Below are 21,190 nucleotides of genomic sequence, written 5' to 3'. Positions count from 1 at the left end.
CGGGTCACCCGCCGGCGGTAGCGGCTTCCACGGCATCCCACTGCAGGCGCACCTGGGTGCCGGCATCGGTCGGCTCGATCGACGCACGATCGGTGAGCGCCTGCATCAACGGAATTCCGCGCCCCCGGGCCGAGTTCGCGACCTGCGCGGTGGCGGGGCGCCACGTGCCCTCGTCGGTGACGGTCACGGTGAGCAGGCCTGACCCGCGGTCGAAGTCGGCGTGAACGTGCATGACGCCGGGCGCAGGGGCATCGGCGTACGCAGCCTCCACGGCGTTGGCCAACGCCTCGTTGACGGCGAGCACGATGTCGCTCGCTTTGACCCGGTCCAGTGCGACGTGCCCCGTCAACCAGCTCGAGAACTCCTGACGGACGGATGCGGCATGTTCGGGGATCGCCACCACGTCAGTTTTACTGAAACGCGCCCCGCTGCTCGACTGGTCCGGCTCCGTCATAGCGACCTGCTCGACCTACCTTCCGATGGACAACGACCGCACTCTAGGCGGTGACAGCCGCGAGCGCCTCGTCTCGCGTGGCGAACAACTCGATCAAGTCGGCGATGCCGACCAGCTTGAGGGGCCGACTGGTGGTGGGACTGTCGGCGACGATGACGAGCCGAACCGCCGGCGCCAGGTCCGCATGCGCCGCCACCAGCACGCCCATCCCGGCCGAGGCCAGGAACTCCACGGCACTCAAATCGACGACGACCGCCTGTGCTGTGCCGACAGCCGCCGGGCTCAGTGCGGCTTCGAGCTGCGGAGCGGTGAGCATGTCCACCGTTCCGGATACCGTGACCACGCTGACCGCGCCGATCTGGCTCTGTTCGACTGCGCAGCTCGCCGCGGCGGGGTTGCCGCTTCCCTGGACTGGCTGGCCTGACATTGTCACCTCCGAAGGGCCCACACGCGTGAGCCGATAGTTCCAAATACTATCGGCGCTTCCGGTGCCCGCTGCACCAAACCTAGTAGGACACAGCCTGCCTGCCGGTGTGGCAAATAACATGTTTCGTCCGGCTCACCGGCGGGTATCAGTGAAGGCCTATTTTGTCGGCCGGTGCGGATCCGGAACCGACGCAACCGTGGGGCCGATGGTCAATCCGATTGTGCCGCATGCGGATTGATTGTGGGGGTGGTAAAGCGCGTTCGGTTCGACCCGCCGGGTCGGCGTCCCGGTCTTCGGCGCTGATTGTTTCGCCAGGCGCGTACGCGCCAACCGCCGGAAATCCCTTGCCATCAATCTATAACGGTGTTATGAATTGTCATAACACCGTTATGGCGAATGGAGTTGCACCATGCACCACCATGAAGACCTCCCGTTTCCCGAGCCGACGCGAAACAGCGCCGGTGGCGCCGCGACCGAGACGGTCGGCAGTCACATCCGGATCGGCGATGCCGAGCGCGAAGTCATGTCTCGCCGGCTCATCCGTGCCGTCGCTGACGGCAGGCTGACCCTCACGGAGTACGACACCCGCCTGCAATGGCTCTACCGGGCCGAAACCCGCGGCGAGCTCGCCGACATCGTCTCGGACCTACCGCCATCCGACGAGCGGGGTAAGCCCAAACGGCAACGGAAGCAGTCGATTCCGGCCTGGGTCGTGATCATGTGGATGCCGTGGGCCGCAGTGAACCTGTTGTGCCTCGCGATCTGGCTCGCCACCGGCGCCGGCTACTTCTGGCCGTTCTGGGTGGCGGTCCCCTGGGGCTGCGCGTTGTTGGTGCCCAGCGCAATCGGCGTGTTCACCAGTGGCGGGGCCCACGGGGGAGAGGATTCGAAGGCCGTTGGTTCCGCCACCCCCAGGCGATCCTGCGACGCCGCGTCCCGATCCGGCCGCGAAGCGCAACGGTGGTCTCCAGCGGCCATCTGATGGTTCGTGCTTGACCGGCGTCTGGGCGGGTATACGGCGTTGGTGAACGACCCGCCACCACTTGCGGACACGACGATTCCGGACCAGCACACCGTCGTGACCGGCACCGAGACCGAGACATACCGGTCATTGCTGCGCACGCCGGCCACGCGGGACGAGCGGTACGCATTGGGTAAGGCCCTGCGCAAGAAGGTGCCCCGGCGGGCATTGGCCACGTGGTCGGATCGTGCGGGGCGGCCGGACCCGGTCGACCTGATCCAGGCCAGCCATGAGGGGCGGATCGAGCGACTCATCCCGATCAGGGTCGGGCGGATGGCTGCATCGCCCTATGGCTTCCTGCGTGGTGCCGCGGTCGTGATGGCGCGTGACGTCTCGCACCTGCCGACGACGGGAATCATGCCGGTGGTCTGTGGCGACGCGCACCTGGGCAACTTCGGGTTCTACGCATCGCCCGAGCGGGAACTGGTCATCGACCTCAATGACTTCGACGAAGCGCACCCCGGCGGCTGGGAATGGGACCTGCGCAGGCTGGTGGCGAGTATCTGGGTGGCCGGGCGGGAGAACGACGCGTCGGAAAGCGCTTGCGGTGACGCCGTGCAAGCGTGTGTCGCGTCGTATCAGAAGGAGATCCGGAGGCTTGCCGATCTGCCGCTGTTCGTCAGGGCCTTCAACCGACTCAGCGTCGACCGCGTCGCCACCGAGGCCGACGGACCACTGGAGCGGCTGGTCACCCGCTCGGCGAAGCGGGCACGTCGCCGTACCGGCGATCGCGCGTTGCCACGCTTCACGCACGAGGTCGACGGGGTGCGGAAGATCGTCGATGAACCGCCATTGATCACGCGGCTACCGGCGCGGGAAGAAGCGCAGCTCACCAAGGCGATGGACGACTATCTGGAGACCCTGCCGCTGTACTGGCGCCGACTGGTCGGTGGCTACACCCTGCTGGACGTGGCACAGAAGGTCGTCGGGGTCGGCAGTGTCGGGCTGCGGGCGTACGTGGCGCTGCTGGCGGGCTCGTCGTCCAAGGACGTCATCTTCCTGCAGCTCAAGCAGGCCCGGCGATCCGTACTGGCGCGCTACGTCCACGGTGATTCGCCGCTTCACGCCCATCAGGGGCAACGTGTCGTCGAATACCAGCAGTGTCTGCAGACGGTCAGCGACCCGCTGCTGGGCTGGACGACTGTGGACGGCCGCCAGTTCTACGTCCGGCAGCTGCGAAACATGAAGGGCCGCATACCTCTCGACGAACTGGATGCCAAGATGCTGACGGGCTACGCCAGCGTGGTCGGTCAGCTACTGGCGAAGGGACACGCCAGGACCAGCGGAGCCTCGATGATCGCCGGTTATCTCGGCCATTCCGACCGCGTGAGCGAGGCGCTGTCCGGCTTCGCCCGGCGCTACGCCGACCAGACCGAGGCGGACCACGCCGTACTGCTCAGCGCCGTCGACCGTGGGGCATTGCCTGGGGACTACGAGTGAGCCGTCGGGCCACAGCCAGATCACCTGGGGCGCAAGGGCACTGCGCCGGCCGCAGCTGCCTCGGCGTTTGTGACCCATCACAATCGCTTGGTCTGATACTTCGGCGCTCGGTGTAGAGACGGCGGCCACCCGGACACCGATACTGATTCGGACAACGAGGCAGCATCGGCGCTGCCGCAGCCACCGAACGGGGCTCGTTGAAACAGGAGGGCTACACCGTGGTTGCCGCACCCGAGAATCTGTTCCCGCTTGACCGGAGTAACGCCCGTCGCGTCGAGTTCGAAGGCGGCAGCATCCAGTCGCGCCTTGTCGCGTTGGCGTTGAAGGTCACGGTCAAACCGGCATTGACGGTCTGGGCGATGGCTCCCGGCCTGCCCTGGCCATATCGGGCGGTCGATCATGTCGGGCGCGTGCTGTGGTCGGTTGGGGGCACCACCCGCCAGCCTGTCCACCTGGCGTGCTGTCCGGCCGAGACGACCCGCCCGGCGGCCGTGCGCGGGGATCGCTACGTCGTGTACATGCACGGCGGTGCCTTTCTCGTCGGGGGCCGTCACCTGCACCGTCAAATGATCTCGCGGATTGCCGCGGCGCTGCAGAGCGAAGTTGTCGCAGTGGATTACCGCAAGCTGCCCGAGCACACCATCGCCGACGGTATCGAAGACTGCATCGACGCATATCGGTTCGCGCTCGGCCGAGGTGTCGCGCCGGACAACATCGCATTCATCGGAGACTCGGCCGGCGCTTACCTGGTCTTCATCACGGCGCTGTTCGCGGCCAGGCGCGGGTTGCCGATGCCCGGCGCGATCGTCTCGATGGCGCCACTGACCGACTTCGACGTGCAGGCCAAGATCGATGCGCCCTCCGGATCAACCGATGTGCTGTTCTCGAAGGCCTTTGCCCGCGCGTTCCATCGATTCGTCATGCGGCACAGTCCGCCGGAAGCTGAGCACCGACTGCTCGATGCGGATCTGGGTGGGCTGCCGCCATCTTTGATCCAGGTGAGCTCGACCGAACTGCTCACCCCCGACGCCGAGGAGCTCGCCGTCGAACTGACGAAGGCCGGTGTGCCGCACCAATTGCAGGTGTGGCGGGACCAGGTCCACGTCTTTCAGGCCGCGGCCTCGATCGTTCCCGAAGCGGCGCGTGCACTTCGCGAGGTCACGCAGTTCATCGAGTCGGCATTCGCCCGAAACGGGGCGCAGGAGCAGTCCGCTTAGTTGCTCATGGCGCGGCGAACCCGAGGGCGTTCGCAACCGCGGTTCGTGTCGCCTCCTTGAGGTACTCCGGCGAGGCGTGCCTGCCAAGGGCCGCCTGCGTGACGATCATGCCCGTGACCAGATGAAAGATCGACTGTGCATCGTCATCAGGGCACTGTGACGACATCTCCCCGCTCCTGCATCCGACGCGGATGGCCTCACGCAATGGCTCGATCAATTCGTCCACGAGCGCATCGTTCTGGTCGGCATGGCGTCCGGAACGCTCGAGCCAGGCGGTTGCCAGCACCGAGGCTCGTCCGCACCGCTCTACCGGGTAGACGTAGTCGATCATCGTCGCGGTGTACGACAGGATTCGCTCGATCGGGCAAGTGCTCTGCGTGGCCGCGTGCCGCAACTGCCTTGCGGCGCTGCGAAGTTCGTCGGACAGCAACTCTTGGTAGTTCACCACTGGATTCACATCTCGTGCCGTAGGGATACGAAGAACTCGCGTTCGATGACCGAGGTCTGCTCAGCTAGCCGGGATTGCCCGGGCCTGTGTCGGCGACCGGTGTACCTGCATGGTCGATGGTGTACACGGTCATGGCCGACGCCAGCAATCGGGACTGGTGGGGGTCGGTGGGGTCATAGCCGGTGATCTCCTGAATACGCCGTAGGCGGTAGGTCAGGGTGTTCGGATGAATGAAAAGCTCTGCCGCGGCGGCCTTCCGGTCGGCGCCGTGCCGCAGATGCGATTGGAGCGCTTGCAGTAACCCCGGGTGGTCGCGCAGCGGCGCGATGTGGCGCGCCAGCAGGTCCCGGGCGGGCCCGGGGCGCGTCGACTGGTACTCGAAAAGGACATCAGCCAGTTGGTAGATACCGGGCTCTCTGTTCAGTTGCCTTGCCAGGCAGGTGATTTCGGTGGCTTCCGCGGCCGCCGCGGGAATGGCCGCCAGCGTCGCGCCGGGATGGTACGCGGCGTAGATCGCGACCTCGAGTCGTTCACCGAGCGCGTCGATCAGTGCACACAGGTGTGCGGCCATGGCGGAGTTGTCCCGCTGTTCCACGACCTGTGCGGGCAGCAAGATCACGCCCGTGTGTCCGTCGAACGTGTTGAGGATTTCGCCGGCGCCGCGCCCGTAGAACACTTGGTTGGCGAGCCGTAACCGCCGGCGCGCCGCCAACGTCTCATGCGTGGTCCGCGGTTCGTCGCCGTCCACCCGGATCGCCAATACGTCATAGCGGTCGCTGAGCTTGACACCGATTTGTTTGGCGATCATGTCGCTGCCGGGCTCGCCGTCGATGAGGTGGGCGCACAGGGCACTCATCTGCTGGCGCGTGGTGGCCCGGAGGACGAAATCGGAGTCCTGGTAGACCTCAGTCATCAGCACGCTGATGGTCCCGGTGAGGTCGGCGAGGTACATGCCCAGCGCAGCGATCGTTTCCGCGTCGCCCTCGGAGGCCGATTCGAGCACGATCTCCCACAGTTTTCGGATACCGGCATGGAGCGCGGTGAACAGGAACGGCAACGGGATCCCGTCCTCGGCATGCCGCTCCGCGACCGGCAGGACGAAGGTCGCCGCCTCGGCACGGGTCACCCTGCGTCCTTCGGTGATCAGGTCGAGCCCGTACAGAAATCCGCCGATGATGTACGGGGTCACCTCACCGTCGAAATGTTCGATCGGCATGGGTGTGGGCCAGTCGATGGATTCGACGGCCTCATGGAGAAGCGTCGTGGCGATCTCGTCGATCCGGTCCTCGATCACCTTTCGCAACGGTGCGTCCGCCGGGATCGGCGGCAGCTCGGACGGGGACGGCACGTGCCGATTGTGATCTATCACAACGCGGTGGCGGAAGATGGCGGGACAAATCGGCCGAAGGTTTGTTTCCGGCACCAAAAGCGTGGCCCATTCTTCTCACGCCCGCGCGGCGTGTTGGGCGTCAGATCACGTACGGCGCGATGAGCATGGTGGCGCCCAGTACCGCGACGCCGATCAGGAATGCGACGACCGTAAAGCCCATCACCTGACGGACATTCAGCTTCGCGATCGCCAGCAGGGGCAGCAGCCAGAACGGCTGGATCATGTTCGCGACGCCTTCGCCGACAGCGACCGCCATGGAGATCAGCCCCAGGTACTCCGGTGAACGCTGGCCGATGGCCAGTGCCGAGTCGACCGCGATGGGGCCCTGCACGGCCCAGTGGCCGCCGCCCGACGGGACGAACAGGCTGATGATCAACGACCCGACGAAGGTCAGGAACGGCAGTGTGTGCTCCGTCGCGCCGTTGACCACGGCCTCGGCCAGGAGCGTCTGCAGCGGCTTGTCGGCCTTGGTCGCCTGATAACCGAGCAGGCCGACCAGACCGCCGTACAGCGGGTACTGCAGGAGCAGCGGGCCGGACACCTTGGCGGCGCCGGTGAACGCTCTGATGAAGCGGATCGGCGTGCGGTGCAGCAGCGCACTGGTGATCGTGAACAGCATGATCATCGACGAGATGTTCAGGGCGAATCCACTGAGCACGAAATAGGCCATGCCGGCGGCGAATACGAGGACGTTGAGGATCCAGAGGTTCTCGAGCCACTCGGCGAAGGTCTTCTTGCCGGGCACCGGCGGAGCCGGTACCTCGTCTTCGAACACCGCGGGGTCCGGTGCCAGACTCTGCGCCGGGGCCATCCGCCAGACCGCGAGTGCGAGCAGCGCCAGCACCGCGATCGCCGACAGCCAGCTGTAGGGCTGGAAGATGGTCTGGCTCAACGGAACAGTGCTGCCGGTGAGCTTGTGGATCACGTTGATCGGGCTGCTGCTGTCGGTGTTGGCCAGCGCGATCGATGACGAGAGTCCCTGTGTCCAGACGATGAAGCCCATGAACGCGGCCGCGATCAGGTAGCCGAAATGTGCGTCGGTGAAGCGCTTTGCGACCTGCCGGGCGACCAGCGCGCCGGCGACGAGTCCCAGTCCCCAGTTCAACAGCGACAGCACGGCGCTGACGCCGAAACACAGTAGGGCTCCCTGCACCTGGTTGTTCGGCTTGCCCGCGATGTGGACGATGGCCCGCTTCAGGACGGGCGCCTCGGCGAGCGTGTAACCCGTTACGAGGATCAGCACCATCTGGAACGCGAACGTGAAGATGTTCTGCGAACCCCACACGCCGCCGTACCAGGCCTTGAGCATGCCGCTGGGGGTGGCGCCGTGCACCATAAGTGCCACCATCGCGGCGACCAGGACGGTCAGGATGACGGCGAACAGGTACGGGTCGGGCATCAGGCGTTCGACGTAGCGGACGCACAGTGCCGTCAGGGATTGCATGACGCCGCGGCATTCGGGCTGGGTGCCTGCGCTCGTGCCCTTCGGATGTTCGCTCGTTGCCACGTGATCCACCTTCGCCGTGTCTGGTTACGGCACCCATCATGGCGGGTGCGGGGCGTCCGGGTGGCGCCTTTGCCGAACGGCTTCGCCGGTCCGGGAGCGTCCGGCCGGCGCCCGACGGCCCTGCCCGATTGGGTAGTACGCGGCCCGCCCGGGCAGGTCCGGTACTCGGCCCGATCGGGGCATGTGGCGGCACGTCGCTGTCAATAGCGTTGTGTGCTATCAGCTTTGCGCCAATCAGAACCTCAACACCTTCCCCGCAACAATTCTCACGAATGGAGTGAATCGATGACACAGACACTGGCCACTGAAACTGTGGCGGGACACGCCGACACCATGCGGGCCGCGGTCGTCACCGACTTCGGCATGCCGTTGCAGGTGCACGATCTGCAACTGCCGACGCCAGGCTATGGCGAAGCCCTGGTCAAGCTCGAGACATCCGGTGTCTGCCACACGGATTTACATGCCGCACATGGTGATTGGCCGGTGAAGCCGCAGCCGCCGTTTGTGCCGGGGCATGAAGGCTACGGCACGGTCGTGGCACTCGGTGAGGGCGTGGTCGACCTGGCGGTCGGCGACAAGGTCGGCAACGCCTGGCTGTGGTCGGCGTGCGGCCGCTGCGAATACTGCCGGACGGGCTGGGAGACCTTGTGCGAAAGTCAGCGCAACGGCGGCTATTCCGTCAACGGAAGCTTCGGCACCTACATGCTCGTCAACGCGGACTATGCGGCGCGGATCCCCGACGGCGCCGACCCACTGGAGATCGCGCCGATCCTGTGCGCCGGCGTCACCGTCTACAAGGGACTCAAGGTCACCGACACCCGGCCCGGCCAGTGGGTGGCGATCTCCGGCATCGGCGGGCTGGGACACATCGCCGTTCAGTACGCCCGCGCGATGGGGCTTCGCGTGGTGGCGATCGATGTCGACGACGCCAAGCTCGCACTCGCCACCCGGCTCGGCGCCGAGGTCGCCATCAATGCCCGTACCAGCGACGTGGTCGAGTCGGTGCAGCAGGCCACCGGCGGTGTCCATGGTGTCCTGGTCACCGCGGTGCACCCGCAGGCGTTCGGTCAGGCGATCGCACTGGCCCGTCGCGGTGGCACCATCGTGTTCAACGGCCTGCCGCCGGGCGACTTCCCGGCCCCGATCTTCGACATCGTCCTCAAGGGCCTCACCATCCGCGGGTCGATCGTCGGAACGCGGCAAGACATGGCCGAGGCACTGGACTTCTACGCACGCGGCCTGATCAAGCCGACCGTCACCAGCGCGCGCCTCGACGAGATCAATGACGTGTTCGCGCGGATGGAACAGGGACAGATCGACGGCCGCATCGTCATCGACTACCGAAATGCGTAGCGGCACATAGGGTCGAACCGCAACCCACAACAGCTGATCTAGGCCGACGAACGTCGTCGGCCTAGATCAGCCCGCGTTTACTGGCCGCGTACACGGCCTCGGCGCGCCGGCTGACGTCGAGCTTGCGCATGATGTTGCTGACGTGGAACTTGGCGGTCGTCGCCGAGATGTACAGCTGCTCACCGATTTTGTGGTTCGACAGCCCCGCCGCGAGCAGCCGCAACACTTCGATCTCCCGGTCGGTCAGCTTCTCGCGCTGATCGCCGCGTCCGCTGAGCGAGCGGACCACAGCCGCGGCGCTGCGCGAGTCGAACGCGCTCTGCCCGGCGGAGATGGCACGGATCGCCCGCACCAGTTCGGTGGTGTCGACGTCCTTGACCACGTAGCCACGCGCTCCGGCGTGCACCGCACGTACCACCAGATCCTCATCGAGGAACGTGGTCAGCACGAGCAGGCCGAGGTCGGGATGGGCGCCGGAAAGCCTGGTGCACAAGGACAATCCCTCGAAGTCCGATCCTGCCGAGAGTTTCAGATCGACCAGCACCACATCGGGTTGCGTCGCCGCGACCATGGCCACGGCTTCCGGTTCGCTGGAGGCCTCGCCGACCACCACGAGGTCGTCCTCGCGCTCCAGTAATGACCGCAGCCCCTGGCGAAGGATGGCGTGGTCGTCCACCAGTGCAAGGCGGATGGTCCCGGTGCTGGTGTCAACGGTCATGGCACGACTCCTTCGGCCGGAGCTTCTTCTAGGTCCCGCGGAATGGTGGCCACGACCCGCACGCCACCGATACGCGAGCGGCCGACGGTGAAGGTGCCACCGTATTCGCGGCACCGTGCCAGCATGTTGGCCAGCCCGCGATGATGCCCGTCGAGGTCCGCGACGTCCGCCAGTCGGAGCCGAAGCCGGAGTTTGTCCGGGTCACCGATGCCGTCGTCGGACACCGACAGGGTGACCCCGGTGGCGCGGTAGCTCAATCGCACGATGGCCCGGGAGGCGCGGCCGTGCATCGCGGTGTTGAACAATGCCTCACCGGCGATCCGAAGCAGGCTCCGTTCGACAGCGCTGGGCAGTTCGGCGACATCTCCGTCGACCCGCAGCGTCACCCGCAGGTCTTTCGGCATATGCACGGTGGCGAGCTGTTCGAGCAGCTCGGGGAGGCTGGACCGGTCGGCGTCGGAAGAATGGTTGAGCGCATAGATGGCCGACCGTAGCTGGTCGATCGCCGATCGGGTCAGCGCTTTGGCCGTGTCCAGCCGTTCGGCCAGGCCCGTTGGACCGGAACGTGATTCGACCTCGCTTCGGCACACCTCGATCTGCATGCCCGCCGACAGGACGGTTTGTGTGACGCTGTCGTGCAGCTCCCGTGCGATGCGGTGTCGCTCGGAGTCCAGCACCTGATGACGTTGTGCCGCACCGAGTTCGCGTTGCGTCGCCAGCAGCTGCGCATTGCGCGCCTCGGATTGCGCCAGCAGGGTTTGCGAGCGCTGGAACAGTTCACAGTTCTGTAGCGCCACTGCCGTCTGACTGGCCAGGATTCGCATCACCGCTTCGTCGATGCCGTCGAGCAGCCGGTGCGGAGGTGTCCAGGCCGCGAACGCGCCGACGACGCCGCCGTCGAGCTCGATCGGGACGTGTGAATGGTGACTTTCGATGACGGGTACCCGGAACTGAGCAAGCTGACCGCGAAGGACATCGTTGAGCCGGTTCAGGACCGCATCCGGAAGGTGCGGTACCGGGTGTTTGGTGCCCGACAGGCCTTCGAAGGAGTATGCGTGGCCCTCGGCGTCGAGGATGAGGTGGCGGGGCCGTGCCTCGGGCAGGGCACCGTCGGCCAGCGCCAACAGCACCCATTCGGCACCGAGGTGGGTACGGGCTGCCTCGGCGACGGCCCGCACCAGATTCTCGGGGCCGTTGACGGTCTGCACGAGCGCGCGGGAGATGGCATCGAGCGCTGCGACCACCCGTTCGGTGCGTTGCGCGGCCACCCGGAACTCGGGGTAGAACGTGCCCTTGCCGGATCGGACGCCCGTGAGCTGGTCCAGATCCGGGACTGTCGCGCGGCGCGGCACCACCGGGTTGCCGGGCAAGGTCGTCATAGTGCGGCCCGGAACAGCGCGCGCAGCTGCGCATCGTCGATGGGGCGGGGGTTGGTGCTCAGGCACGCGTCTTGAAGGGCGTTGTGGGCCAACACCGGTACGTCGGAGTCGCGGACTCCCAACTCGGCGAGCCCGCGCGGCACGCCGACCTGTCTGGCCAGCTCTTGGAGCCGATCGGCGAGTGCCAGTGCGGATTCCAGTTCTGGCGCACGCCTGTCGGCGATCCCGAGGCAGGTGGCGATGGTGGCGAAGGGAGCCGGGTCGGCCTCGGCGTTGAACCGCACCACGTGGGGGAGCAGTACGCCGTTGATGACGCCGTGCGGCAAGTCGAGGAGCCCGCCGACCTGATGGCTCATGGCATGCGCGGCCCCCAGGATGGCATTGGTGAACGCGAGACCCGCTTCCAATGCGGCTTGGGCCATCAGGACCCGCGCCGGCATGTCCTGTGGCCGCTCGATGGTGGTGACCAGGTTCTCGGTGACCATCACGACCGACCGCAGCGCGTGGTGGTCGGTCAGCTGGTTGTGCCCGAGCGACACGAACGCCTCGATGCCGTGCGTCAGCGCATCCAGACCTGTTGCTGCATTGAGCCATTCGGGCATGGTGGTGAGGAGCCGGGGGTCGATGACGGTGATGTCGGGGACCAGGGCGCGGCCCAGGATGGTGATCTTGGTGTTGTGGGTCGTGTCGGTGACGATGCAGAACTGAGAGACGTCGGCGCCGGTACCCGACGTGGACGGCAGCACCACGAGGGGCGGGATCGGCGCCGTCGCCTTGTCGACTCCGGCGTAGTCGAGGATGTGGCCGCCGTTGGCCGCCAGGATCGCGATGCCTTTGGCCGCGTCGATCACCGAGCCGCCGCCCAACGCGATGAGCACATCGCAGCCGTGCGATCGGTAGAACTCGTGGCCGGCCGTCACCTCGTGGTCCTTGGGGTTCGGGGTCAGCGCGCTCCACACGTGCGCCTCGACGCACTGGGCGCGCAGGTGCCCCACCAGCTCGGCCACCCAGCCGGCCTCGATCAGCCCGGGGTCGGTGACCAGCATGGGCCGCAGCCCGCCCAGGCGGACGGCGGCGTGCGCCGCCTCCGCCATCGAGTCGATACCGAACACGATCTCAGGGGCATGAAACTTCAACAGCCGCGTCGGCACGGCCGTCGCTGCCGTCGTCGCCGCGAGCTGCGCGGGCGCCATCACATCGAGTCTCACCAGACCCATTCCTCATCCTGTGATCCAGGTAACACGCCCAGCCTACGGTGTGCCGCCGCTCAGACCAATGTGCACGTGGGTAGGTTGGCACCTACCCGATCGGGTAGGTGCGCCGACGGTTTGCCGGTTTCCGCGGCGGGTATCCACGTCCCAGCAGCTACGCCAGTCGAAGAGGCCACGAAGATGCCGTACTCCGCGATCGCAGTAGCGGCGGTTGCCGCACACTTCGCCTTCCTCGGCTATCTCATCGGAGGTGGGTTCCTGGCGTGGCGGTGGCCGGCGACGATCTGGTTGCACGCCCTCATCGTCGGCTGGACCGTCATCATCCTCACCGGTGTCGTCGAATGTCCGCTGACCACGATCGAGCGGTGGGCCCGCGACGGCGCCGGCATGTCACCGTTGCCCCGCGCGGGTTTCATCGACCACCACGTCGCCGGGGTGCTGTATCCACACGGCTGGGGAGCCGCGGCTGAAATCGTGGTGGTCGCAGCTATTTTGGCGTCGTGGCTCGGGCTGTGGCGCCGGCACGATCGAACGCCGAGGCGTTCCCATGGTGGTTGATGGCCGGTGGTCGTTGTGGTGTTTGCCAGGCGGGCACAGGTGGGGGAGCGCCCGCTCGCCGGTCCACTCCAGCCCAAACCAGTTCTGCGGGAACGCATTCGTATCGGAAACCGGTACGTGCAGCGGTGCTAGTGGGCGGCGTCGTCGACCTGCAGGGGCAACGTCGGATCAGCGCTCCATTCCTCCAGGGAACCGTCGTAGACGCGGACCGATTCGACACCGCAGGACGCGAGCGCCAGCGCGTTGGCCGTCGCCGAGATACCACCGCCGCAGTACAGCAGCACCTCGCGGTCGAGATCCGTTCCGGCGTCCCGGTAGCGTTCTCTGATGTCCGCGGGTGGACGCACCAGGCCACGGTCGTCGAAGAGTTCGCGGGCCGGCACGTTGACGCTGCCGGGTATGTGTCCGCGGCGGGTGTAGCGCGTCGGTTCGATGCCCGAGAATGCCGGCGGCGACAATGCGCATACCAGATTGCCTGCATAGCATTGGATTTCACGTAACTCGTCGAGATCGATCCACGCCTCACGTATCGGTCGTGCCGACCACGACGCGACGGGCCGGGCGGGCACGGACCCGGATTCCACGGGAAGTCCCGCGGCCCGCCACGCGTCGAGTCCGCCGTCGAGCACCCGCACCGGAATTCCGATCCAGCGCAACAGATACCAGGTTCTCGCCGCCCAGAAACCACCCGTGCTGTCGTACACGACGGTCGGAGTGTCGGCGCCGATGCCGAACCGGGCGAGGCGGTCGGCGAGATCTTGTGGTGGCGGGTGGTGATTGTGGGTCGCGGCGGCGATCGAGAGATCGGTGTCGACCTGCACGTGGAGGGCGCCGGGAAGGTGCGCGGCTTCCCAGGCGCTGCGGCCGCTGTCCGCGCGGAAGTCGCCGTCGACCTGTGGGCGGTGTAGCACCAGGCTGGCGTCGAGAATCACCGGCGTGGCGTCGCTCGCCAGCGCGGTGGAAAGCTCCTGAGCGCTGATGAAGGGTCCGGAGTTCACCATGCCGGATCCGTCGTGACAGCAGGGATATTCGCGAACGCCGCAGGCCACCGTTCGGGCGCAGTGAGAATTCCGTGCCCGGCGAGCCAGTGTGCGTACGGCTCGACGAGCTCGGGACGTACTGTGCCCCAGGAATTCTCGTGGAACCAGGTGCTGGAGATGGCGTCGAGTGAGCGGTCGATGACGTCTGCTGGGAAGTACGGCATGACATCGCTCAGCAGGTCGGCCGCCTCGTCGGGGTGCTGGGCGGCGTAGCGGAAACCTCGTTCGCTGATCGCCCGGAAGTCGGAGACCAGCAACGGATTTCGGTCGATGAGGTCATCGTGCACGCCGAGCAGGTAGCTGTGGTACCCGAACGGCAGCTCTTCATCGACGCGCCAGATGCGCTCCGGGCGGTCCGGATGCTCGCTCAGCAGGATGTCCCAAGCCCAGTAGGAACCGAAGGTGGCGTCGGCGACGCCGGCGGCCAATTCGGCACTGGTGAGCTCACGCGCGCCGACGTCGACAAGGGTGACGGCATCGGGGTCGCCGCCTGCTTGCGCGACCAGATCGCGCACGACGGCCACCCCGCGGGGTGTCGGATTGAGTGCCACCCGCTTGTTGGCCAACTCGGCCAAACTGCTGATCCCACTGCTGACGAGAGTGCGAATCGTCTCCAAGCCGCGCTGGTTCACCGCGGCGATCGCCTTCAACGGCTCGCCGCGCTCGGTACGCACCAGCAGCCGGTTGGTCGGGAATACCGCGAGATCCACCAGGCGCCGGCCGAGGTGTTCGAGGCTGTCACCGATGCCGGGGTCCACCGTGCGGATCTGCAGTTCGATCCCTGCGTCGGCGTACCAGCCCCGGTGCCTGGCCAGATAGAAGCCGGCCGAGTTCGGCCACGGATGAAAGTACTCCAGGGCCAAAGAGATCGAGGTGGTCATGACGTCCTTTGCGAAGCGGTGAATTCGAATCCGGTCGGCGTCGCGAGTGCGATCAGGTCGGCACACCGCCGCGGCCGATAGCGGGTGACGAATTCCTCTTCCTGGGCCGCCCAGCGGTCCCAGTGCGGCCGGTACAGATCGCCGTCGCGGCGTAGTGCCCGGCGCTTGCGCACCTCGTCGTCGGCGTCGACCCAGATGCCCAGATCGGCGAGCCGCCGCCCGGCGGGCGTGAGGGCCCCGGTGCCTTCGACGATCAAGCGCTGTCCGCACTCGACACGGTGCCAATCTCCCGGGACCTCACGGGCCCAGTCCCAGCTCCGCCAACGTCCCGCCTCGCCGGCGGCGCGAGGTGCCAACAGTGATTGGTGCACGTGGTCTACGGCCCAGAACAATCCGTCCCAACCCGGATAGATGTCGTCGAGGCGGACCACCACACTGGCAGACCAGGCATCGTGCAGTTGCGTTGCCAGCGTGGACTTTCCTGATCCTGAACGGCCGTCGACCAACACCGTCGCTGCGTCGTCGAGGCGCCCCAGAATCTCATCGAGTACCAATGAAGTTCCACGCTCCGGTGGCGACCGACGTGGCGATCGCCACCGCGATGATCGTGAATCCAGCTGTGACAAGGGCGAACTCACGTCCAGCGAAGGGCGAGGGGCGAGCCCAGGTCCGGTGGCGGTGCGCGCCGAACCCGCGCGCCTCCATCGCGGTGGCGAGTTTGGTCCCGCGTCGGACCGCGAAGACCAACAGCGCGAAGGACTGTCCGGCGATGCGGCGCAGCCGCGCGTGGTCGGCGACGCCCCGGGCCCGGCGCGCGTATCCGAGGTACTGCCAGTCCTGGCCCAGCAATCCGACCAGACGCAGGCCGGCCAGCGCGCCGAGCACAAACCGGGCCGGTAGTTTCAGTACCTGCCCGAGCCCGTCGGAGAGCTCGGTGGGATCGACGTCGGCGAACAGGATCACTGACGGCAGTGCGATCGCGAGGACGCGCAGAAAAGTGGTCAGCGCCAAGGTGATCGAGCCGTCGCTGATGGTGACGAGCAGGAAGTGCCAGTGCACGGCGCCGCTCGGCTGGCCGTAGAGGAGGATGGTGACGGCGGTCAGTGCCGCCGCGACGGCGATCACCGCACCCCGCGTCAGGACCGGGCGCAGCCGGGCGCCGACCACGAAGAACAGGACGAGCTCGAGCACCAGCGCCGTCAGGGCCGACACCCAGTCGACGGACAGCACCAGCCCACCCGCGATGACGAGGGCGGTGAGCAGCCGGGCGACGGGGTTGACCGGGCGGGTGGCGACTGCCTCCACGGTGGTCATTCTGTTGTCTCCGTTGCGGTTCGCCACGCAGGTAGCTCGATGCGGGTGTCGGCGAGCAGGGCGGTGAAATCGAGGTCGTGCGTGGCAGCCACCACGGCCGTCCCCGCGTCGGCGACGTCGGCCAGCAGCCGGACCAGTTCCTCCCACGTCCGGCGGTCCTGCCCGAACGTCGGCTCGTCCAGGACGATCACCGCGGGCCCCGTGGCCAGGACGGTGGCGACGGACAGTCGACGTTTCTCTCCACCGGAGAGGGTGTACGGATTCGCGTCGGCGACGTGCTGCAAGCGCAGTCGCTGAAGCAATTCGTCTGTGCGGGACTCGATTTCGGGGCCGGTTCGCTTCAGCGCCCGTGGTCCCAAGGACAGTTCGTCGCGGACGGTACCGGTGAGAAACTGATGCTCCGGGTCTTGGAAGACACTGCCGATCCGGGTGAGCAATTCCTTCGATCGCCACCGGACCGGCTCGAGCCGGGAGCGCGGGGGAGCGAGCGCGGCGTCGGCCGTGAGCCGCCCGGCCGCCGGTCGCAGCAACCCGCCGAGCGTCAGCGCCAGGGTGGACTTGCCCGCACCGTTGGGACCGGTGACGACGGTGGTACGTCCGCGCCGGATCTCGAAATCGAGCCCGGTGTTCAGTGGGGCGTCGCCGTGCTGCCCCACCAAGAGGTCGGTGGCGCGAAGCAGGACGCTGTCGTCCCCACCCCGGCGCCTGGCGATCTCAGGCAGAGGGTCGCCCGGCACCCAGACGCCGGACCGGACCAGGTAGTCGTGTTCGCGTCGGATCGTGTCGTCAGGCGTACCGTCGGCGGTCACCGTGCCGTCGGCACCCAGGACGATCACGCGGTCGATGACCGGCAGCCATACGTCGGTGCGGTGCTCGATGACGATGAGCGTCGCGCCCGTCCGGCGCGCGGACTCGACGATCGCGTCGCGGACCTCGATGACGCCGGCGGGGTCGAGATTGGCCGTCGGTTCGTCGAGCAGGATCAGGCCGGGGCGCATGGCCACCACACCGGCCAGCGCGAGGCGCTGCTTCTGCCCGCCGGAAAGCTTCGAGGTGGGATGGGAGAGCGACGCATTCAGTCCGACCGCGTCGAGCGCCTGGCGCACCCGAGGCCAAATCTGATCGCGCGGAACGCCGAGGTTCTCCATCCCGAAGGCCACGTCGTCTCCGACCCGGGACAGGATCACCTGCGAATCGGGATCCTGCAGCACCATGCCGATGCGGGACCGGCGTTCGGCCGGCGGTGCACCATCGACGTGCAGCTGTCCCGCCTGACGGCCTTCCTCGGCGCCGCCGAGCAGTCCGGCGACGCCGTGCAGGAGTGTGGACTTCCCGGCGCCCGACGGCCCGAGCAGCAGCACCCGCTCTCCGGGCGCTATCGACAAATCGAGATCGCGCACAGCCCAATTCGCGCGCGTCGCATGCTGCCAACCCCAGCCGCGCGCGGTGACCGCAGCGCCGACGGAACGCGCCGCGTCCGTCGAGGTCCGCGCCCGGCCGCCCAGGGCGTTCACGACGCCGGGCTCGGTTCCAGACGTCCCGACGCGAAACGGCTGAGAACTCCGGTCCGGGCCAGGTTTCTCACCACGACCCATGACAGCAGTCCGGCAACGAGGGCGCCGGAGAGGATCGCCGAGGCCACATAGACCGCGGCGAAGCCGGCGGCGGAACCGGGGTACCACAGGATCAGGTCGTTGATGGCCAGGGCGATCCCGGCGACCGCTCCGGAGAGCACTGCGGTGGGCAGGCCCCACCGCCGGTACAGGAACACCGCGAAGACCAGTTCCGCACCGAGACCCTGGACCAGGCCGGATTCGAGGGTGAGCACACCCCACTGATTGCCGACCAGCGCCGAAATGGAAGCGGCGACGAGCTCGCCGTAGACGGCCGCACCGGGCTTGCGGATGACCAGAGCAATGAGCACACCGGCGAACAGCCACCCACCACCGAGCAGTGCCTGCAGACCGGGGAGCACTGCGCCGAGAGGCGCGCTGACCGGATTGGATGCGATGTTCCACAGCACGAAGATCAGTCCGGCAGCCGTCGCGAGCACACTCGCAACGACGATGTCGACGACGCGCCAGCGCAGTACCGGGCGATCAATGGTGGACGGGGTGCTCATACGTCTCCTTCATGCCGTCGCGCGGGACCGCGACGGCAACAAGTATGGACGGCCGGCACAACCGCTGTATGCCTTCGCGTCATCATGAGTACTTTCTGTATACAAAACAGCTTCAAATGTATTCTCGATGGAACGCAACACTTGGAGGACGGGTGCAACGGACCGCTTTTCACAGCGCATTTCGCGCTGACCTGTTGGCCGGCCGGTTCTCCGCAGCCGAACCCCTGACCGAGAGCGCGCTGACCGCCGCATACGGCGTGTCCCGAACTCCGGTACGCGAGGCGCTGAGCCGCCTGGAACAGGAGGGGCTGATCAGCCGCTCCGTCCGCGGCTATCGCATCCGATCGGGCTCGCCGGACGATGTCATCGAGATCTACGACGTCCGCATTGCACTGGAGAAAGCGGCTGCCGAGGCAGCATCGGCACGACGAACCGAATTGCAGGTCGCTCAGCTGGCGCAGCTGCACCAGCGCGCGGCCGCGGCTGAGGACGCGGCCGTGGCCCGGCAGCTGAATTCGCAATGGCACGAGGTGCTTTGGGCCGCATCGCACAATGCGACGCTCCAGGAAACGCTGACCAACCTCGTGGCCAGACTTCGCCTGTGTGACAGGGAGGCCATGCACAGGGACGATCTGGCCGACGTGGCGACCGAACACGAGGCGATCATGGATGCCATCCGGCGGCACGACGCGGCAGCCGCCAGTGCGGCCATCGCCACGCACCTCCAGCGGACCAAGCAGGAACGTCTCGATACGTTTGCGCGGCTCTACAGTCAGTCGCCACTGGCCCAGCGGTGAACCTCGGCAGGAGCGCTGTGAAAGGCTCAGTGTCCGAGCTGTTTTGGTGATCTGTCCGATTCGTTCTCGAGCCGTGATGCGCGGTGTTCAGTCTTTGTTTGCTGCAGGGAAATTCAGATGACTCCTGTGAAGGCGCTGTGATATCCCTTGGGGCATGAGTGATTTGACGCTGCGCTCGGTCAGCGACAGCGATGATTTCGATGCGTTCATGGCTACGTCGTACGGGGTGTTCCTGCAGGATCCGCAGCAGGACGAGATCGACCTGATGCGCGCCTTTACCGAGTACGCCCGCATGTTCGGTTTTCACGACGGCACCCGTTGGGTGTCCACTGCCGGTGCCTTCGGGAAGCAGGTGGTGCTGCCCGGTGGGGCGACGACGGCCGTGGCTGCGGTCACCGCCGTCACGGTGTCGCCCAGTCATCGACGCCGCGGCCTGCTCACGGCGATGATGCGCCACCAACTCGAGGACATTCGGGCACGCGGCACCGAGGCGCTGGCCATGTTGTACGCATCGGAGGCCACCATCTACGGGCGCTTCGGCTACGGCATGGCAGTGCCGGTGGCGGAGCTCTCGGGCAAGGTCCGTGAACTGGGATTCCGCCCGGACGTCCAGCTCGGCGATGGCTCGGTGACGCACGTCGACGCCGAGACGTTGCTGGCCAACGGACCCGAGATTCATCAGCGCGCCATGGTGCAGCGGGCCGGACTGATGGAGCGGCCGGGTCCGTGGTGGGACAACTGGATCCACGACAACGAGCCGAGGCGCAAGGAGTTCGGCAAGCTTCGCTTCCTCCTGCATCGCGAGGCCGACGGCACCGCCAGTGGATTCGCCATTTACCGGCCCAAGGTCAGCTGGACCGACGGCGGCCAGCCCGACAGCGAACTCCAGATTCAAGAGGTGCTGGCCACCAATCATCGTGCGTACGCGCAGATTTGGCGCTATCTCCTGGATACGGATTTGATCAGGACCGTCGGATACGACGGTGCGGCAGTCGATGAGCCGCTCCTCAGCCTGGTGGCCGACCGGCGCGCGCTGGCATGCCAGGTCAGGGACGGCGTCTACGTACGACTGGTCGATCTGCCTCGCGCGCTGAGTCTGCGGAGCTACTCGGCTCCGGTCGACGTGGTGCTGGAGATCTCCGACGAGTTCTGTCCGTGGAACACCGGCCGGTGGCAGCTTCGCGGCGGACCTGATGGGGCCGAATGCGAAAGCACCACGGCATCAGCGGATATCGCCATGTCGGTGCGTGACCTCGGCGCCGTCTACCTCGGCGGGGTGAGTCTGCAGGCGCTGGCGAGCGCAGGGCTCGTTCGCGAGCTCACGCCGGGTTCGGTGCACCGCGCCGCCGTTGCCTTCGGCTGGCCGACCGCCCCGGGTGTGCCCGACGACTTCTGACGACTACGCGGTGCGCCTGGATATCAGGCGCACCGCGGGGTCGACGGCGGCCAGTGCCTGCCGCAGTACATCGATCTCGTCGGCCGCGACCTGCGTGACGAAGTGGACCAGCGCCGCGTGCCGGTCGCTTCGTTCGGCAGCCTGCCCGAGTGCATCGACCATGAGACCGGCCACCAACTCGTCGCGGCTGCGCGACGCGACGTAACGGTGCGCCCGATCATCACGCAATTGGTGGACGACGCCCTTCCCGGCGAGTCTGCGCAGCACCGTCATGACGGTTGTGTACGCGAGTTTGCGTTCGGCGCAGATGGCGTGATGGACCTCGCGAACGGTCTGTGGCCCGTCCGCGTCCCAGAGGTGATCCATCACCTCGCGTTCCAGATTGCCCAAGTGCCTCAGCATGGCCATCGTCCGTCCCTCTCTGGCGCCCTTTGGGATCTAGTCGCATGGGAGTCGCCCGAGTTCCCGCGGACCCAGCGCCTCTGGTGTTCGAACAAAGTTTCGAATATTCTGATGG

22 protein-coding genes are annotated in these 21,190 nt (G+C 66.8%); 7 read left to right on the top strand and 15 right to left on the bottom strand.

All coding sequences use genetic code 11. The features are described from left to right. Window positions 1-4: 4 nt before the first annotated feature. The gene (locus VXD91_RS02080; RefSeq protein ID WP_346414503.1) at window positions 5-454 is read right to left on the bottom strand and encodes an ATP-binding protein; all 450 of its coding nucleotides are present in this window, start codon (window positions 452-454) and stop codon (window positions 5-7) included. 43 nt (window positions 455-497) lie between these two features. Further along, the gene (locus VXD91_RS02075; protein ID WP_318986820.1) at window positions 498-881 is read right to left on the bottom strand and encodes an STAS domain-containing protein; all 384 of its coding nucleotides are present in this window, start codon (window positions 879-881) and stop codon (window positions 498-500) included. Window positions 882-1,290: 409 nt separating this feature from the next. Between VXD91_RS02075 and VXD91_RS02070 the strand changes: the two genes are divergently transcribed. The 3 genes from VXD91_RS02070 to VXD91_RS02060 all read left to right on the top strand — a co-directional run bounded on the left by VXD91_RS02070 (window position 1,291) and on the right by VXD91_RS02060 (window position 4,559). Next, window positions 1,291-1,863, top strand: coding sequence for a DUF1707 domain-containing protein (locus VXD91_RS02070; RefSeq protein WP_346414502.1), 573 nt, complete (start codon window positions 1,291-1,293; stop codon window positions 1,861-1,863). A gap of 96 nt (window positions 1,864-1,959) precedes the next feature. Further along, complete coding sequence (locus tag VXD91_RS02065) at window positions 1,960-3,342, top strand: DUF2252 domain-containing protein (RefSeq protein ID WP_346414603.1); 1,383 nt, start codon at window positions 1,960-1,962, stop codon at window positions 3,340-3,342. Window positions 3,343-3,560: 218 nt separating this feature from the next. Beyond that, window positions 3,561-4,559, top strand: a complete 999-nt coding sequence (locus VXD91_RS02060) for an alpha/beta hydrolase (RefSeq protein WP_346414501.1) — start codon at window positions 3,561-3,563, stop codon at window positions 4,557-4,559. A gap of 4 nt (window positions 4,560-4,563) precedes the next feature. Here the strand turns inward: VXD91_RS02060 and VXD91_RS02055 are convergent, their stop codons facing one another. The 3 genes from VXD91_RS02055 to VXD91_RS02045 all read right to left on the bottom strand — a co-directional run bounded on the left by VXD91_RS02055 (window position 4,564) and on the right by VXD91_RS02045 (window position 7,841). Further along, a complete protein-coding gene (locus tag VXD91_RS02055) occupies window positions 4,564-5,004 on the bottom strand; it encodes a hypothetical protein (protein ID WP_212806744.1) in 441 nt (146 codons plus the stop codon). Window positions 5,005-5,071: 67 nt separating this feature from the next. Next, a complete protein-coding gene (locus VXD91_RS02050) occupies window positions 5,072-6,355 on the bottom strand; it encodes a helix-turn-helix domain-containing protein (RefSeq protein WP_346414500.1) in 1,284 nt (427 codons plus the stop codon). 121 nt (window positions 6,356-6,476) lie between these two features. Next, window positions 6,477-7,841 (bottom strand): TIGR00366 family protein, encoded by a 1,365-nt coding sequence (locus tag VXD91_RS02045; protein WP_318986856.1) that lies wholly within the window; start codon window positions 7,839-7,841, stop codon window positions 6,477-6,479. A 348-nt stretch (window positions 7,842-8,189) separates the two neighbouring features. Here VXD91_RS02045 and adhP point away from each other — a divergent pair, with 348 nt between their 5' ends. After that, window positions 8,190-9,257 carry an alcohol dehydrogenase AdhP gene (gene adhP, locus VXD91_RS02040; RefSeq protein ID WP_212806742.1) on the top strand — a complete coding sequence of 356 codons (1,068 nt, stop codon included), beginning with the start codon at window positions 8,190-8,192 and terminating at the stop codon, window positions 9,255-9,257. Window positions 9,258-9,318: 61 nt separating this feature from the next. Here adhP and VXD91_RS02035 read toward each other — a convergent pair whose 3' ends face one another. From VXD91_RS02035 to VXD91_RS02025, 3 genes are read right to left on the bottom strand one after another with little or no spacing between them, the layout of a single operon-like run. Beyond that, window positions 9,319-9,975, bottom strand: a complete 657-nt coding sequence (locus tag VXD91_RS02035) for a response regulator transcription factor (protein ID WP_212806741.1) — start codon at window positions 9,973-9,975, stop codon at window positions 9,319-9,321. Next, window positions 9,972-11,354: a histidine kinase gene (locus VXD91_RS02030; protein WP_346414499.1), complete on the bottom strand. Its 1,383-nt coding sequence runs from the start codon at window positions 11,352-11,354 to the stop codon at window positions 9,972-9,974. The genes VXD91_RS02035 and VXD91_RS02030 overlap by 4 nt, the downstream gene beginning before the upstream one ends. Continuing rightward, window positions 11,351-12,547, bottom strand: coding sequence for an iron-containing alcohol dehydrogenase (locus VXD91_RS02025; protein WP_346414602.1), 1,197 nt, complete (start codon window positions 12,545-12,547; stop codon window positions 11,351-11,353). The genes VXD91_RS02030 and VXD91_RS02025 overlap by 4 nt, the downstream gene beginning before the upstream one ends. Window positions 12,548-12,745: 198 nt before the next feature. Between VXD91_RS02025 and VXD91_RS02020 the strand changes: the two genes are divergently transcribed. Next, window positions 12,746-13,123, top strand: a complete 378-nt coding sequence (locus tag VXD91_RS02020) for a DUF2784 domain-containing protein (RefSeq protein WP_212814679.1) — start codon at window positions 12,746-12,748, stop codon at window positions 13,121-13,123. A 128-nt stretch (window positions 13,124-13,251) separates the two neighbouring features. On the opposite strand, the gene VXD91_RS02015 is transcribed toward VXD91_RS02020, so the two are convergent. From VXD91_RS02015 to VXD91_RS01990, 6 genes are read right to left on the bottom strand one after another with little or no spacing between them, the layout of a single operon-like run. Continuing rightward, window positions 13,252-14,124 carry a sulfurtransferase gene (locus VXD91_RS02015; RefSeq protein WP_346414498.1) on the bottom strand — a complete coding sequence of 291 codons (873 nt, stop codon included), beginning with the start codon at window positions 14,122-14,124 and terminating at the stop codon, window positions 13,252-13,254. Next, on the bottom strand, window positions 14,118-15,044 hold the full coding sequence (locus VXD91_RS02010; RefSeq protein WP_318986826.1) for an ABC transporter substrate-binding protein: 927 nt from the start codon (window positions 15,042-15,044) through the stop codon (window positions 14,118-14,120). Before VXD91_RS02010 ends, VXD91_RS02015 begins: the two co-directional genes overlap by 7 nt. After that, the gene (locus VXD91_RS02005) at window positions 15,041-15,598 is read right to left on the bottom strand and encodes a hypothetical protein (RefSeq protein ID WP_212806737.1); all 558 of its coding nucleotides are present in this window, start codon (window positions 15,596-15,598) and stop codon (window positions 15,041-15,043) included. The genes VXD91_RS02010 and VXD91_RS02005 overlap by 4 nt, the downstream gene beginning before the upstream one ends. Next, window positions 15,585-16,358 carry an energy-coupling factor transporter transmembrane component T gene (locus VXD91_RS02000; RefSeq protein ID WP_346414497.1) on the bottom strand — a complete coding sequence of 258 codons (774 nt, stop codon included), beginning with the start codon at window positions 16,356-16,358 and terminating at the stop codon, window positions 15,585-15,587. Before VXD91_RS02000 ends, VXD91_RS02005 begins: the two co-directional genes overlap by 14 nt. After that, on the bottom strand, window positions 16,355-17,872 hold the full coding sequence (locus tag VXD91_RS01995) for an ATP-binding cassette domain-containing protein (protein WP_244872799.1): 1,518 nt from the start codon (window positions 17,870-17,872) through the stop codon (window positions 16,355-16,357). Before VXD91_RS01995 ends, VXD91_RS02000 begins: the two co-directional genes overlap by 4 nt. Then, window positions 17,869-18,480 carry an ECF transporter S component gene (locus tag VXD91_RS01990; RefSeq protein WP_212806735.1) on the bottom strand — a complete coding sequence of 204 codons (612 nt, stop codon included), beginning with the start codon at window positions 18,478-18,480 and terminating at the stop codon, window positions 17,869-17,871. The genes VXD91_RS01995 and VXD91_RS01990 overlap by 4 nt, the downstream gene beginning before the upstream one ends. Before the next feature lie 152 nt (window positions 18,481-18,632). On the opposite strand from VXD91_RS01990, the gene VXD91_RS01985 reads away from it, so the two are divergent. Both VXD91_RS01985 and VXD91_RS01980 read left to right on the top strand, forming a co-directional pair. Continuing rightward, a complete protein-coding gene (locus VXD91_RS01985) occupies window positions 18,633-19,277 on the top strand; it encodes a GntR family transcriptional regulator (protein WP_346414496.1) in 645 nt (214 codons plus the stop codon). Between the two features lie 154 nt (window positions 19,278-19,431). Further along, the gene (locus tag VXD91_RS01980; RefSeq protein WP_346414495.1) at window positions 19,432-20,673 is read left to right on the top strand and encodes a GNAT family N-acetyltransferase; all 1,242 of its coding nucleotides are present in this window, start codon (window positions 19,432-19,434) and stop codon (window positions 20,671-20,673) included. A gap of 3 nt (window positions 20,674-20,676) precedes the next feature. On the opposite strand, the gene VXD91_RS01975 is transcribed toward VXD91_RS01980, so the two are convergent. Then, window positions 20,677-21,081: a BlaI/MecI/CopY family transcriptional regulator gene (locus VXD91_RS01975; protein WP_318986828.1), complete on the bottom strand. Its 405-nt coding sequence runs from the start codon at window positions 21,079-21,081 to the stop codon at window positions 20,677-20,679. Between the last annotated feature and the right edge of the window lie 109 nt (window positions 21,082-21,190).

The organism is Mycobacterium sp. SM3041, from assembly GCF_039668335.1.
Taxonomy (GTDB): domain Bacteria; phylum Actinomycetota; class Actinomycetes; order Mycobacteriales; family Mycobacteriaceae; genus Mycobacterium.
Note: the sequence above shows the minus strand (reverse complement) of the source record. Positions and strands in the feature narration are given on the sequence as shown.

Bases quoted from the DNA above. Each gene is read 5' to 3' on its own strand.
- VXD91_RS01990 (WP_212806735.1), bottom strand. From the start codon at position 18,480: ATGAGCACCCCGTCCACCATTGATCGCCCGGTACTGCGCTGGCGCGTC.
- adhP (WP_212806742.1), top strand. From the start codon at position 8,190: ATGACACAGACACTGGCCACTGAAACTGTGGCGGGACACGCCGACACC.
- VXD91_RS02010 (WP_318986826.1), bottom strand. From the start codon at position 15,044: ATGACCACCTCGATCTCTTTGGCCCTGGAGTACTTTCATCCGTGGCCG.
- VXD91_RS02025 (WP_346414602.1), bottom strand. From the start codon at position 12,547: ATGGCGCCCGCGCAGCTCGCGGCGACGACGGCAGCGACGGCCGTGCCG.
- VXD91_RS01975 (WP_318986828.1), bottom strand. From the start codon at position 21,081: ATGGCCATGCTGAGGCACTTGGGCAATCTGGAACGCGAGGTGATGGAT.
- VXD91_RS02070 (WP_346414502.1), top strand. From the start codon at position 1,291: ATGCACCACCATGAAGACCTCCCGTTTCCCGAGCCGACGCGAAACAGC.
- VXD91_RS02015 (WP_346414498.1), bottom strand. From the start codon at position 14,124: ATGGTGAACTCCGGACCCTTCATCAGCGCTCAGGAGCTTTCCACCGCG.
- VXD91_RS02045 (WP_318986856.1), bottom strand. From the start codon at position 7,841: ATGCAATCCCTGACGGCACTGTGCGTCCGCTACGTCGAACGCCTGATG.
- VXD91_RS02030 (WP_346414499.1), bottom strand. From the start codon at position 11,354: ATGACGACCTTGCCCGGCAACCCGGTGGTGCCGCGCCGCGCGACAGTC.
- VXD91_RS02075 (WP_318986820.1), bottom strand. From the start codon at position 881: ATGTCAGGCCAGCCAGTCCAGGGAAGCGGCAACCCCGCCGCGGCGAGC.
- VXD91_RS01980 (WP_346414495.1), top strand. From the start codon at position 19,432: ATGAGTGATTTGACGCTGCGCTCGGTCAGCGACAGCGATGATTTCGAT.
- VXD91_RS02080 (WP_346414503.1), bottom strand. From the start codon at position 454: ATGACGGAGCCGGACCAGTCGAGCAGCGGGGCGCGTTTCAGTAAAACT.
- VXD91_RS02000 (WP_346414497.1), bottom strand. From the start codon at position 16,358: ATGACCACCGTGGAGGCAGTCGCCACCCGCCCGGTCAACCCCGTCGCC.
- VXD91_RS02035 (WP_212806741.1), bottom strand. From the start codon at position 9,975: ATGACCGTTGACACCAGCACCGGGACCATCCGCCTTGCACTGGTGGAC.
- VXD91_RS02020 (WP_212814679.1), top strand. From the start codon at position 12,746: ATGCCGTACTCCGCGATCGCAGTAGCGGCGGTTGCCGCACACTTCGCC.